Here is a 14,088-nt window from a genome sequence, read left to right on the forward strand (position 1 = left end):
GACCCCGTTCATCCCCGGCAGCTTGAGGTCGAGGATCAGGAGATCCACCCCGCCGTCCTGGAGCAGGGCGAGCGCCGTGAGGCCATCCGGAGCCCAGGTCACCCGGTGCCCCAGGGACTGCAGGAAGCCCTGCAGCATGGCGGCCAAGCGCTCATTGTCTTCTGCCAGCACTATCCGGGTGGTCATCGTCCCTCTCCCGGGGACGCACCCGGGTTCTTCAGGTATTTCTGCACGGCCTGGTTGTGGGCGACCAGGTCGGAGCTGAACTGGTGGCTGCCGTCTCCCCTGGCCACGAAGTAGAGGTAGGGGACGGCGGGGTGGTTGAGGACGGCGTCGATCGAGTCGGCACCGGGATTACCGATCGGCCCGGGGGGAAGCCCGGCGATCAGGTAGGTATTGTAAGGGGTCTGGCGGGAGATGTCTTCGTGGGTGACCTTGCCACCCGTGAAGGCCCGCACTCCATACAGCGCGGTGGGATCGCTCTGCAGCCTCATCCTCTTGCCCAGCCGGTTCTGGAAGACGGCGGCGATCAGCGGCTTCTCGGCAGGGAGCACCGCCTCCTTCTCCACCATGGAGGCCAGCGTGAGGATCTCCCTGGCGGTGAGCCCCTTTCCGCTCTGAGGTTTCAGCCTCGACTCCAGGATCTCCCGCTGCCTGAGCGCCATCTCGCGCACCACGTCCTGCGGGGTCTTGCCCGGGAGGATGTTGTAGCTGCCGGGACAGAGATAGCCTTCGGCGCTCTTGGCGTTGATCTTCAGCTCGGCCAAGAGGTTGGCATCGGAGCAGGCGCCCAGGAACTCTTCCTTCTTGAAGATCCCCTTCTTCTCCAGAATCTCGGCCGCCTGGTAGGTGGAGTACCCCTCGGGAAGCGCGAAGAGCCGCTGGTAGACATCGCCGGCGATCATCTTGTCCAGGATCTGGCCCGGGCGCATGCCGTCGCTGAACTGATAGACCCCTGCCTTCACCCGCGAGTCGGCGCCCCTGATGCGGGCGTAGAGGGTGAACAACCTGGCGCTGGAGATGATGCGGCGCGACTCCAGGGAGGCGGCCAGGGTGCGCAGGCTGCGCCCTTTTCCCAGCTCGACCAGCTCGACGCGGGAGCCGTTGCCGGTGGCACCGTGCAGGAAGAGGTAGAAGTGGCCGGCCGGAATCAGTATCAGGATAAAAAGCGCCGGCAGGAGGACCGTCCGGTGCTTGCGGAGATAATGTGCTATTTTTGAAGCTATAATGGCGATGACCTTGTGTGAAAACGATAGCTTTTGCAGAGCTAAGCTAGATTTAGGGTAAATCGTGAACTGTGTCAAGGGGAAATGGTTGTCGGAACAGGGCCTTCCAGCCAATGTCAAATCTTAATAATTTTTTTTTAAAGACAGTGAGTCGTTTTAGTGTATTATATCCCCCTGTGCCTTTCGGCCGGCAGGACTACTACCCCCGGGCTACCTTCAGCAAAACCGGAACGAGGTGCTTATGAAAAAGAGATTCACCAACTCCGACTACTTTCCGTTTCACATACAGATTTCCGCGGAGATAGGGCGCCGCATCGACCTGAGAGGGATGCTGGAGGAACTGGGGAGCGTGCCGGGGATCATCTACTCCCGCCGCATCGCCGCCCGCGTCAACCGCCAGCTCGCCCCCGCCGAGCCCCGCCTGCAGCCGGGACTCCTGCACCTGTACGGCATCCTGAACCGCGTCTTCCGCTACGTGATCGGCCAGTACTGCACCGCCCAGCAGCCGCAGGTGCTGGTCAGGCTGATGGAGCAGGCGGGCTATCCTTCCTTCTCGGGGCTGGCGGCGGAGGAACTCGCCCGCTTCATGGAACTCTTCCCCTCCAAAAAGATGGTGCTCGGCCAGGAGACACCGGACTCCCACCTCTCCGCCGACGACCCCCAGCTGAACCGGCGCTCCTCGCTGGCAGCTGAGCTTCTTTTGCTGCTTTTGGCCGGCGAGAACCGCGCCCTGAACGAGTTCCGCCAGCTGTTCGACGACGCGCAGCTCAAAGAGGCCTCCCCCTACCCGGCGGCGACCGGTGAACTGGACCGCCGCCTGGCGACGGCGCCCCCCTTCCAACCGGTCGGGGTGCCGCTCTCCGAACTGTTGCGGGCGCCGATGAAGGCCTCCCCCGACTCGCTCACCGGCCAGATCGCCTACATCCGCGAGCACTGGGCAGCCTTCCTCCCCTCGGAGCTGTTGGCCGACCTGGTCACCGCGCTGGACATCGTCTCCCAGGAAGGAAGATCCTTCTTCCAGGGGCGCGTCGAAGACGTGAACAGCCAGGTGCTGAAATTCGGCCGCTACGGCAAGGGGGGAGAATACCCCGAGTACGAGCGCTTCTCGCCGGACGCCGACTGGATGCCCAACGTGGTGATGATCGCCAAGATGGTCTACGTCTGGCTGGGGCAGCTCTCCAAGCAGTACAACCTGGAGGTGCGCACCCTGGACCAGATCCCGGACGCCGAGCTGGACAAGCTCTCCCGCTGGGGCTTCACGGCGCTCTGGCTGATCGGCATCTGGGAGCGCTCCCCCTCGTCGCAACAGATCAAGCACATCAGCGGCAACACCGACGCCATCTCAAGCGCCTACTCGCTCTACGACTACGTGATCGCGCAGGACCTGGGGGGCGACTGGGCACTGGAGAACCTGAAGAAGCGCTGCGCCGCCCGCGGCATCCGGCTCGCCTCCGACATGGTCCCCAACCACACCGGGCTCTACTCCAAGTGGACCCTGGAGCACCCCGACTGGTTCATCCAGGTCGACTACCCCCCCTACCCCGACTACCAGTTCAACGGACCGGACCTCTCCCCCGACGGCAGGGTCGGGCTCTTCATCGAGGACGGCTATTGGGACAAGCGGGACGCGGCGGTGGTCTTCAAGCACCTCGACCGCGGCAGCGGCCGGGCCCGCTACATCTACCACGGTAACGACGGCACCTCCACCCCCTGGAACGACACCGCGCAGCTCAACTACCTGCTCCCCGCGGTGCGCGAGGCGGTGATCCAGACCATCCTGCACGTAGCGAGGCAGACCCCCATCATCCGCTTCGACGCCGCCATGACGCTTGCCAAGAAGCACTACCAGAGGCTCTGGTTCCCGCTGCCGGGGCATGGCTCCGGCGTCCCCTCCCGCGCCGAGCACGGCATGGAGCAGCCATCCTTCGACGCCGCCTTCCCCACCGAGTTCTGGCGGGAGGTGGTGGACCGGGTGGCGGCGGAGGCGCCCGACACCCTGCTCTTGGCCGAGGCCTTCTGGCTGATGGAGGGGTACTTCGTCAGGACGCTCGGCATGCACCGGGTCTACAACAGCGCCTTCATGAACATGGTGAAGATGGAGGAAAACGCCAAGTACCGGCAGACCCTGAAGAACGTGCTGGAATTCGAGCCGGAGATCCTCAAGCGCTTCGTGAACTTCATGAACAACCCGGACGAGCGGACCGCGGTGGAGCAGTTCGGCAAGGAAGGGAAGTACTTCGGCGCCACCGTGCTGCTGGTCACCATGCCCGGCCTCCCCATGATCGGGCACGGCCAGATCGAGGGGTTCCACGAGAAGTACGGCATGGAGTACAAGCGCGCCTACTGGGACGAGCCGATCGATTACGGCTTCGTCCACCACCACGAGACCCACATCTTCCCGCTCATGCGCCGGCGCCACATCTTCTCGGGGGCCGACCAGTTCGTGCTCTACGACTTCTTCAGCGGCGACCAGGTGGATGAGAACGTCTTCGCCTACTCCAACCGCGCCGGCAACGACCGCGGCCTGATCATCTACAACAACCGCTACGGCGACACCGCCGGCTGGATCCGCTACTCCTGCGCCACATTGAGAAAGGACGTGGCCGGCAAGGGGAGCCTCGTGCAGCGAAGCCTGGGGGAGGCGCTCGATTTCAACGGCGACGGGCGGCACTACTACAGCTTCAAGGATTACGGGAACGGTTTGAGCTACCTGAGAAGCGGCCGCGACCTCTGGGAGCAGGGGCTCTACGTGGAGATGAGCGGCTACGAGTACCACGCCTTCCTGGACTTCAAGGAGATCCGCGACGACGAGTTCGGCACCTGGGGTACCCTCTGCTACCGCCTGAACGGGGCGGGGGTGGAGAGCATCGAAGAAGAGGTCAAGCAGGTACGCTGGGGCGCCGCCAACGAGGCGCTTCGCAGCCTGCTCGCCAAGGTGGCGGCCGGCACCGGCGAGCCGGGGGCAGACGCCGCTTCACTCCTGGCGCCCCTGGAACCGCTGCTCGCCTCCTTCTACAAGGCGCTGGCACCGCAGGCCAAGGAGAAGGAACTCCGCGCGCAGCTTGCCTCCTTCGGTAACGAGATGACGCTCGCCATCAAGCATTCCCCGGTCACCCCTGCCGACCACCCCCAGGAGTGGCTGCTGCTCTGCACCTTCCTGGCCCTGCACCGGATCGGCGCCCTCACCGAGATCAGCTCGGCGGAGGCGGTGGACTACTACGGCCTGCTGCGCCCGGTGGAGCAGACCTTCTCCGAGCTCCCCGCTTCGGAAGAACAGGAAGCCCCACTGTCGCCCCGTGAGTGGGCCAACCTGCTGATGGTGCTCATCAAGCACGAGACCTTCCTCGATGACTGCCGTGACCAGCAGGCCGCCGAGACCTGTCGCCTGCTGTTCGAGGACCCGCTGGCCGGCGCCCTCATGTGCCTGCACGAAAGCGACGGGGTGGAATGGTTCAACAAGGAGCGCTTCGAGCTGATCCTCGACTGGTTCGCCCGGCTCTACCCCTACGGCGCCGCTCCGCAGGAGGAGCCGGACGCGGCGGTCTGCGCCCTGCTCTGCGAGGCAGGAGGCGCCTCGGGCTACCGGCTGGACCGCTTGCTGGCCCTTTTGGAAAACGGCAAGCCTCTCTGACGTAGCTGGCTTAGATGGTACAATTAGAGGTCGTCGCCCCAGAGGTGACGGCCTCTTTTTGTTCCGGTCGGCGGCCCTAATCCTGAAAAGGGGGAAACCATGGCAATCATCAATACTCAGCTGCAGGACAACATAGGAACCATCACCTTCAACAACCCCGAGCACCGCAACATCCTCTCCAGCGAACTGGTCAGCGAGATGCTGCAAGCGATCGGCGCGCTGCAGAAGGGGAAGATGCGGGTGCTGATCATCCGTGCGCTGAAAGGGTCCAAGGTCTGGTCGGCGGGGCACGACGTCCACGAACTGCCCATGCCGGGGCGCGATCCGCTGAGCTACAACGACCCCCTGGTGACCATCCTGCGTTCGATCCAGAGCCTCCCCATCCCCGTCATCGCCATGATCGAGGGGAGCGTCTGGGGGGGGGCCTGCGACCTGGCGCTTTCCTGCGACATCCAGATCGGCTGCCAGTCGAGCGCCTTCTGCATGACGCCGGCGAAGATCGGCGTCCCCTACAACGTCTCCGGTATCCTGCACTTCATGAACATCATGGGGGTGAACGTGGCCAAGGAGATGTTCTTCACCGCCGAGCCGCTCTCCGCGGAGCGGGCCTACCATTGCGGGCTCTTGAACCACCTGGTGGACGTGGAACAGTTGGAAGAGTTCACCTACACCCTGGCCAGCAAGATCACCCGCAACTCGCCCTTGAGCATCGGTGTGATCAAGGAGCAGATCAGGCTCCTGGCGAGCGCCCACCCCATGAGCCCGGTCACCTTCGAGCGCGTGCAGGGGCTCAGGCGGACCGTCTACGATTCGAAGGACTACGCGGAGGGAATCCAGGCGTTCCTGGAGAAGAGGACTCCGGTCTTCAGCGGGGAGTAAAGCGAGAAGAACCATTCCCAGATCCCCTCTCCCGAAGGGGAAGGGGTAGGGAGGGGGAACTGAGGCAGCAATGGCCACCTCTGCTCCCGTATGGAAACCGACATCGCAAGAGCTTAAGGCACGGAAGGCCGGCCCCTGAGGGGACCGGCCTTCTCTTCGTCTGACCTGTTCAGTGAAGCACGAAAGACTAAAGACACATCCCAAGGAAACGATCAGGAGATACGTGTGAAGGAGGGCGCTGCCTGCCAAGACAGCGCCACCGGAGGAAGCCGGCTGGGAAATGCAGGATCAGGGTATCGAAAATTTCTCTATTGCTGCTGTTCTTCGTCCATCTCGTAGACGACCGATTCCACCGTCTCGGTCGTCAGAGGCGGCAGTGCGGGTTTGTTGCCCCAGAATTCGTGAGGGATCCATTCCTCTACTTGGGCATGTGCCAGATGAAAAACATGAAAGTCCATTGTGGTCACCTCCTGTTTCCAAAAATGCCGACACTGTTTACTCAGCATATTCGGTGCCAGCACTGAAAGTGGCTGCATTCCCGCATACTCCAGGAGGAAACGCGCCACTTTGGAACAAGAAGCCGTATCGTTATGTCACATTCATGTGCAATAAGCTAACAAGCAGACGGACTTTCCAGGGGGAAGCGGCAGAGGCGTCCTCTATGGGGACGCCTCTGCTGGGGAGAATGGGGGATCTAGTGAGGCAGCTGGCCCGAATCATCCGCTGACGGAAGGCCAGCCGCTGCTGGTGTCAGAAGGAGTCCTCGTCCTCTTCCTCCACGTAGACGAGCGCTGCCACCTCTTCGGTGGTCAAGGGGGGAAGCGCCGGTTTATTGCCGGAGAAATCAAAGGCCAGCAGTTCTTCAAAAATGATACGGTCGGGATGAATCACACGGAAATTGTTCATCGCGTTACCTCCTGTTGTCAATAATGCCGTCACCCACTCTCAGCATGATTGATGCCAGCAGCTAACCTTTTGAAGTTACGATGATTCAGGAAGCCACCTCTCAACCGGCGGACACTTTGGTGTATCGTTGTGTCCTCTAGCAGGTCAAAAAGGTTCAAAGAAAAGGGCTTTCTCACGCTTCATCACATGACCCCTTCATTTTTCCCGTAACCTTCTTCCGGTCGCAGCGTGGTCTCGATACGGACGACACCCTCGCTCAGGGTGCGGTGGACCGGACAGCGCTCGGCGATCTCTAACAGCCGCTGCCGCTGGGCCTCGTCCAGTTCTCCCTTCAGCTCAACCCCCCGCTCGATCAGATCGATTTTGGAATTCTTCTCAGCGCAGTCGACGCAGTCCTGCGCATGCACCTTGCGGTGGGATAGATGCACCAGTGCCTCCTCCAGCGGCCATCCCTTCTGGCGGGCGTACATGGTTATCGTCATGGAGGTGCAGGCGCCCAGGGCTGCCAGCAGGTAATCGTAGGGGGATGGCCCTTCGCTGCCGCCGCCGTATCCTATCGGTTCATCCGCCAGCAGACGGAACCCCTTTACCGAGAGGTCGGTGCGAAATGCCGCTATGGCAGTGCGCGCGGATATCCCCTTGTCCGCGACCTCCTCCGGTTCCGGCGCCTCCTCGGCGGGGGCGAGGTAGCGGTTCGCCCAGGCGGCGATGACCTCGCCTGCATAGCGGGAGTCGCGGTTGTCGGAAAGGAGATGGTCGGCCGAGTCCAGCGAGATGAAGCTCTTGGGATGAGGGGCACTCCGGTAGATATCAGCGGCGTTGCCGATGGCTACGATGACGTCGGCTGGCGAATGAAGGACCAGGAGCGCCGCCTTGAGTCCGCCCAGGATCTCAGCCGGTTCCTGGGCATCCAGGTCGTCCAGCAGTGTCTTCCGGACCAGGAAGGAGCGGTCGCCGATAGTCACTTGTCCCTCACCGTTTCGCTCGATCTCCCTTAGAGCATCCCCCAAGTACTCCTGGATATGGGAAGGGCGGAAGGGAGCCGCGATGGTTGCCACAGCCTTGGTGGTAGGGATCTGGGCAGCAGCCGCCAAAACGGCCGCTCCCCCCAGCGAATGTCCGACCAGCAGGCTGGGTGCCTGGTGCTCCTTCTCAAGATACCGGGCTGCTGCCACCAGGTCGCTCACGTTGGTGGAGAAGGAGGTGGAGGGGAAATCCCCCTGGCTCTCGCCAAGCCCCGTGAAGTCGAAGCGCAGGGTGGCGATGCGCCTGCCACTGAGCGCCCGGCTGATGTGCACCGGAGCCTTGAAGTCCTTCGAGCAGGTGAAACAGTGGGCGAAAAGCGCGAAGGCGAGCGGGGTGTCGTGATCGGGGAGTTCCAGCCGGGCGGCGAGCATTTCGCCGCGTGCGTTGGGAAAGGTGATTCTCGTGGTGCTCATAGAGCGAACCTCCGACTGTATCAAGCTCAAAGATACTGTTTATAACAGTTTACCCCATTGTCATCGACGGTGAGACAACTCAGGGGTGCTTGATTATGGTAGTTGAAGAGGGCCGCTACAGTGTGAATGCGCAGAGGGCGTTTACAGTGGAGAACTGGAGAAAATGGAAAGGGAATTCAGGTAGTCGCCTCTCCGGAAGCGATGTGAGCAGGGACCGGCGCCTCGGCATCCGCTATGACCTCAATCTTCCTCCACTCCCCGGCGCGGAAACGGAGTGACCAGATGAGAGCGGTGGCGAAGACGAAGCCGGTGGCGAGGGTCCATTCGGCAACCAGGCTCGGCGCTATACGGTCGATCAGCCATAACAGGCAGAGAAACACCGCCGAGCAGACGAAGAAGGTGCGGGCGATCCACTGGGTGTCCCCCGCGGAGGCGAGCACGCAGCCGAGCATGACGTTCACCGCATCGAAGAGGCAGTAGAAGGCGACGAACTTCATCACGAGCGATCCGGTCTCCACGATACGTGCGGCATCCGCCCCGCTGCCTGCGAAGACGGCCATAAGCGGCGCGGAAGCGATGGCGAAAAGAACCGCCATGGCCAGCATCCATAGCTCGCAGACCACCAGAGACTGTGCGGTGATGGCCGGGATGTCGTCATCCCGGCCGGCGCCGCGAGCGTGCCCAACCAGGACGCCGGCGGCTTGGCCAAGTCCCAATGCAGGGAAGAAGGCCATCCCGTTGATCCGGAAGGCGATGCTGCAGGCGGCGAGTTCCACTGTCCCCAGGCGCCCGACCACCACGAGGAACAGTGTCCAGGCCGCCAGTTCACCGCTGATGCGGAGCCCCATCGGGGTGGCCAGCGAGAGGAAGCGACGCATCTCCGTCCAGTCGAGTCGTCTGGCGACCCGGTCGGCATAACCGCCTGCTTTGAGGAAGAGAACGACGTAGAGCAAGGCAGCCACCGCTTGCGCCGCGACCGTCGCCAGCGCCGCCCCCGCGATCCCCAACCGCGGCATTCCCCATTCCCCCAGCACCAATCCCCACGCAAGCACCGCGTTCACTGCGAAGGAAAGGAAGGTGACACCGGTGACCTGGGCGGGTCTGCCGATGCCGGAGAGCCATCCTCCCAGTGCCGAGCCCAGAACCGGGAAGAAGGAGCCGGCCATGCAGATGAAGAAGTAACTGGTCTCGTTGGCGGCGACCAACGGCTCGTGGCCGGCGAGATGGAAAAGCTGGGCGAGCGGCCAGGCAGTGGCCAGCGCCAGTACACCTGAGGCGAGCGAGCAGTGAATGCCGAGCCAAGCGGAGGAGCAGACGCCCCGCGCATCGCCGCGCCCGTGGCTGTGGGCGACGAAGGTGCCCGCGTAGCCGGCGGTCCCGAACAGGAAGCCCTGGAACAGGATCACTGCCATCCCGGCCGGTCCGATGGCGGCCACCGCCTCGCTCGAATGCTGCGACAGCACGATGGCGTCGATGATCTGCATCAGGGTGATGGCGGAGGTGGAAAGTATCATGGGGCCTGCCAGTTTCAGCAGGCGTGGAACATGCGAAAGGTTCATGGGTGAGAAAGGCACCGTCCTGACATTGGAGTAACGTTCGATTCTTCCACCGGGGAAGAGGAACTGTCAAGACAAAACCAGCCGGCATCCACCCGCCCGTCTCCGAGCTCCTCGACCAACCATACCCTTCGCCCGACCATACCCCTCGCCCTCCGGGAGAGGGTGGCCGAAGGCCGGGTGAGGGAAGCCGGCACAGGGATGGTGGTTGCGGAAGGCCGCAATCTCGCGCAATGTAGGGCAACATGGTCAAGCTCTTAACACCGTTCGCCCTGAGCCTGTCGAAGCCTGCCCTGAGCCGTCGAAGGGGGTGGCTGATGAGAGTCGGAGAATGGGTGCTTCGACAAGCTCGGCACGAACGGTCGACAAGCTCAGCATGAACGGCAGCCGCCACATCGCTGTCTCATGAAGTGTTGAAGATTGCCTGCAATAGGCAGAAAATGGCCGTAGGAGTTGGAGATGGAGTAGGAGGCATGAAATTCACCGGGCTCTCAGATTCCCGATTTCCTGTCATCATACGCAGCGCCCTCCGCATCGTTGCCTTTAGCGCCCCTCTCGCCCTGTCCGCCTGTCACCAGAAGCCCGCCCCCGCAGCCGCCCGCCCGCCCGAGGTTGAGGTCGTCCAGGTCCTCCAGAGGGACATTCCCGTTATCCACGAATGGGTAGGCAGCGCGGACGGATTGGTGAACGCCACCATCCGGGCGCAGGTCACCGGCTACCTGGTGAGGCAGGACTACCACGAGGGGGACATGGTCGATAAGGGGCAGGTCCTCTTCGAGATCGACCCGCGTCCATTCAGGGCCACCCTCGATCAGGCCAGAAGCATCCTCGCCCAGATGGAGGCGGTCCACGAGAACGCCCAACTCAACCTGGGACGGGTCCAGCCGCTGGCCGCCGAGAACGCCCTTTCCAAGAAGGACCTCGACGACGCCATCGCATCGGAGCGTTCCGCGGCAGCCCAGGTGCTGGCCGCCAGGGCGCAGGTGGAGAAGGCGAAACTTGACCTCGGCTTCACCAAGATCAGCTCGCTCATCTCGGGCATGGCCGGCCTCGCCAAGGCACAGGTCGGCGACCTGGTCGGCCCCGCGGTGCAGGGGGGCGAACTGACCACCGTCTCCACTATCGACCCCATCAAGATCTACTACACCATCAACGAGCAGGCCTACATCAACTTCATGCGCCAGTTCTCCTCCGAATCGGCAGGGCTGGAGGCGGCCAAGAAGCTCAGGGTGGAACTGATCCTCGGGGACGGCACGCGCTACCCACAGCTGGGGAGGTTTTACGCCATCGACCGGCAGGTGGACGTGCGGACCGGCACCTTCCGGGTGGCCGCCATCTTCCCCAACCCGACCAAACTGCTGCGTCCCGGACAGTTCGTGAGGGTCAAGGTGTACATCGGGACCAGGCCGAGAGCCCTGCTGGTGCCGCAGCGCGCGGTGAACGAGCTGCAGGGAAGCTACCAGGTGGCGGTGGTGGGTCCCGACAACAAGGTGGAGATGCGGCCGGTCAAACCGGGTGATCGGGTGGATTCGCTGTGGGTGATCGAGGAGGGGCTGAGGCCGGGTGAGAGCGTGGTAGCCGAAGGGCTCCAGAAGGTGAAGCCGGGGATAGTGGTACAGCCGAAACCTTTTGTGGCTACCGCGACCGCAATCAACCCGCAGGGTGGTGGCGCAGCGAGTGGCGGAACGGGTGCCGGATCAGGTGCCGGATCAGGTGCCGGAACAGGTGGCGGAACGGGTACCGGATCGAGTAGCAGCTCATCGGTGGGCAACGCTCCGGGTGGAAACGTGCAGGGTGGCAACGTAGCGGGCGGCAATGCCCAGGCCGGCAGCGGGCCTGGAGGAAACGCCCCCGGCTCCGGCCCGGCTGGGGTCGGGAGGTAACCACATGTACCGCTTCTTCATCAGGCGCCCCATCGTCGCCATCGTCATCGCCATCATCACCGTCATCGTCGGGCTGGTCGCCATGGCCGGGCTGCCGGTCGCCCAGTACCCCAACATCGTCCCTCCCGAGGTGCTCATCCAGACCACCTATGTGGGCGCGGACGCGCTGACCATCGAACAGTCGGTCGCCACCCCCCTCGAACAGCAGATGAGCGGCGTCGACAACATGAACTACATGTATTCGCTCAACCCCAATAACGGGTTGATGCGGATGACGGTGAACTTCGACGTCAAGACCGACCCGAATACGGACCAGGTGCTCGCACAGCTGCGCGAGGCGCAGGCGGAGCGGCAGCTGCCGCTGGACGTCCGGAACCAGGGGGTCACCGTGCAGAAGGCCCTCTCCGCGCCGCTCGCCCTGATCGCCCTCTTCTCCCCCAGGGGGACCTACGACGCCACCTTCCTCGCCAACTACGCCTACATCAACATCGTGGACCAGCTGACCCGGGTGCCGGGCGTCGCCTCGGTCACGGTCTTCGGCGCGGGGCAGTACGCCATGCGCTGCTGGGTCCGTCCGGACGTGCTGGCCAAGCTGAACATCACCATCCCCGAGATCGTCGACGCGGTTGCCAAGCAGAACACGGTGAACCCGGCCGGCCAGGTGGGGGGTGAGCCGAGCCCGGCGGGCCAGGAGTTCACCTATTCGGTGCGCGCCCAGGGAAGGCTGATCACCCCGGACGAGTTCGGCCAGATCGTCTTGCGCGGGGCTCCGGGCGGGTCGCTGGTCCGCCTGAAAGACGTGGCCCGCCTGGAACTGGGGGCCCAGGACTACAACATCGTCGGGCGCTTCAACGGCAAGCCGGCCGGCATCCTGGCACTCTACCAGCTCCCTGGGACCAACGCGCTGGAGGCGGTGCGGGGGGCCGAGAAGGTGCTGGCGAAGATGAAAGCCTCCTTCCCGGCCGACCTTGATTACGGCATCGCCCTCGACACCACCCGCTCGGTGACCGCCGGCCTGCATGAGATCGTGGTGACCCTGGTGATCGCGGTAATCCTGGTGATCATCGTGGTCTTCGTCTTCCTGCAGGGGTGGCGGGCCACCCTGATCCCGATCATCGCCGTGCCGGTCTCGCTGATCGGCACCTTCGCCTTCTTCCCGGCGCTGGGCTTCTCCATCAACCCCATCGCCCTGATGGGCATGGTGGTCGCCATCGGGCTGGTGGTGGACGACGCCATCGTGGTGGTCGAGGCGGTGGAGCGCCATATCGAGGAGGGGATGGCACCCAGGGACGCCTCCCTGAAAGCGATGGAAGAGGTGGCCGGACCGGTGGCGGCCATCGCCCTGGTGCTGGCGGCGGTCTTCCTCCCCACCGTCTTCATCCCCGGCATCACCGGACGACTCTACACCCAGTTCGCCGTCACCATCGCCATCTCGGTGCTGCTCTCCGCCTTCAACGCGCTCACCCTCTCCCCGGCCCTCTGCGCGCTGCTGCTCAAGCCGAAACGGGAGACGCGCGGCCCCTTGGGCTGGTTCTACGGCCGCTTCAACCACTACTTCCAGCGCGGCACCGAGACCTACGTCTCCCTGGCCGACCTGGCCATCCGCAGGGCGACCATCGGCTTCATCTTCATCGCCCTGGCCGGCGTCGGCATCTGGCTTCTGAACAAACGGATCCCGGGCGGTTTCCTTCCCGAGGAAGACCAGGGGTACGTGTACGCGGTGATCCAGCTCCCCAGCGCCGCCTCGCTGCAACGAACCTCGGAGGCAGGGCGAAAGGTCGAGCAGATCATCCTCAATACCCCGGGGGTCGAGAAGTGCACGACGGTGGTCGGCTTCAACCTTTTGAGCTACGTCCGCAACACCTATTCCGGTTTCTTCTTCATCAGGCTGAAGGACTGGGACGAACGAAAGGGTGCCGGAGAGGGGGCCGCCGGCATCATCGCACGCCTGAACCAGGAGCTCGGGCGGCTCCCCGAAGGGAACGCCTTCGCCTTTTCGCCGCCGGCCATCCAGGGGGTGGGGACCGCGGGGGGTGTCACCTTCATCTTGGAGGACAGGGCCGGCAAGGATATCGCCTTCCTGGCGCAAAACACCGACAAGTTCGTGGCTGCGGCAAGGAAACGGCCGGAACTGGCCCGGGTGACGACCACGCTGCTCCCCGGTGTCCCGCAATACTTCGTGGACGTGGACCGCGACAAGGTTTTGAGCCAGGGGGTGGACCTCGGCCAGGTTTACGGGACGCTGCAGGCCTTCATGGGGGGGCAGTTCGTCAACTACTTCAACCGCTTCGGCAGGCAATGGCAGGTCTACGTGGAAGCCGAGGGAGATTACCGGACCGACGTGCGGCAACTCGGGCAGTTCTACGTGCGTAACTCCAACGGCGACTCGGTGCCCTTGGCCGCGGTGACCAAAGTGGAAAAACGGGCCGGCCCTGAGTTCACCATGCGCTACAACCTGCACCGCTCGGCCCAGATCAACGTCACCGCCACCCCCGGCTACAGCTCCGCCCAAGCCATGCAGGCTCTGGAGGAGGTCTTCCGGCAGACCATGCCCGGCGATATGGGGTT

At 63.6% G+C, this 14,088-nt stretch carries 10 protein-coding genes; 4 read left to right on the forward strand and 6 right to left on the reverse strand.

The annotated features are described in order from the left end of the window. Both VJ604_RS14950 and mltG read right to left on the reverse strand, forming a co-directional pair. The coding region (locus VJ604_RS14950; protein WP_324083856.1) for a response regulator at positions 1-186 on the reverse strand (186 nt) is incomplete at its 3' end. Further along, entirely contained in the window at positions 183-1,304 is a 1,122-nt protein-coding gene (gene mltG / locus VJ604_RS14955; RefSeq protein ID WP_324083858.1) for an endolytic transglycosylase MltG, read from the reverse strand. The genes VJ604_RS14950 and mltG, both read right to left, overlap by 4 nt. 163 nt (positions 1,305-1,467) lie before the next feature. Here mltG and VJ604_RS14960 point away from each other — a divergent pair, with 163 nt between their 5' ends. Continuing rightward, a complete protein-coding gene (locus tag VJ604_RS14960) occupies positions 1,468-4,857 on the forward strand; it encodes an alpha-amylase family glycosyl hydrolase (protein WP_324083860.1) in 3,390 nt (1,129 codons plus the stop codon). Between the two features lie 99 nt (positions 4,858-4,956). Beyond that, a complete protein-coding gene (gene scpB, locus VJ604_RS14965) occupies positions 4,957-5,736 on the forward strand; it encodes a methylmalonyl-CoA decarboxylase (protein WP_324083862.1) in 780 nt (259 codons plus the stop codon). Between the two features lie 308 nt (positions 5,737-6,044). On the opposite strand, the gene VJ604_RS14970 is transcribed toward scpB, so the two are convergent. The 4 genes from VJ604_RS14970 to VJ604_RS14985 form a co-directional block, all read right to left on the reverse strand. Next, positions 6,045-6,194: a hypothetical protein gene (locus VJ604_RS14970; RefSeq protein ID WP_324083864.1), complete on the reverse strand. Its 150-nt coding sequence runs from the start codon at positions 6,192-6,194 to the stop codon at positions 6,045-6,047. A 292-nt stretch (positions 6,195-6,486) separates the two neighbouring features. Beyond that, positions 6,487-6,642 (reverse strand): hypothetical protein, encoded by a 156-nt coding sequence (locus VJ604_RS14975; RefSeq protein ID WP_324083866.1) that lies wholly within the window; start codon positions 6,640-6,642, stop codon positions 6,487-6,489. A gap of 182 nt (positions 6,643-6,824) precedes the next feature. Continuing rightward, entirely contained in the window at positions 6,825-8,081 is a 1,257-nt protein-coding gene (locus VJ604_RS14980; RefSeq protein ID WP_324083868.1) for a bifunctional alpha/beta hydrolase/OsmC family protein, read from the reverse strand. 176 nt (positions 8,082-8,257) lie between these two features. After that, on the reverse strand, positions 8,258-9,640 hold the full coding sequence (locus VJ604_RS14985) for an MATE family efflux transporter (RefSeq protein WP_324083870.1): 1,383 nt from the start codon (positions 9,638-9,640) through the stop codon (positions 8,258-8,260). 470 nt (positions 9,641-10,110) lie between these two features. Here VJ604_RS14985 and VJ604_RS14990 point away from each other — a divergent pair, with 470 nt between their 5' ends. Together VJ604_RS14990 and VJ604_RS14995 are read left to right on the forward strand one after the other, a co-directional pair. Then, on the forward strand, positions 10,111-11,520 hold the full coding sequence (locus VJ604_RS14990) for an efflux RND transporter periplasmic adaptor subunit (RefSeq protein ID WP_324083873.1): 1,410 nt from the start codon (positions 10,111-10,113) through the stop codon (positions 11,518-11,520). A 4-nt stretch (positions 11,521-11,524) separates the two neighbouring features. After that, a partial coding sequence (locus tag VJ604_RS14995) for an efflux RND transporter permease subunit (RefSeq protein ID WP_324083875.1) occupies positions 11,525-14,088 on the forward strand: 2,564 nt, incomplete at its 3' end.

It is taken from the genome of Geomonas sp., assembly GCF_035254065.1.
GTDB lineage: Bacteria > Desulfobacterota > Desulfuromonadia > Geobacterales > Geobacteraceae > Geomonas.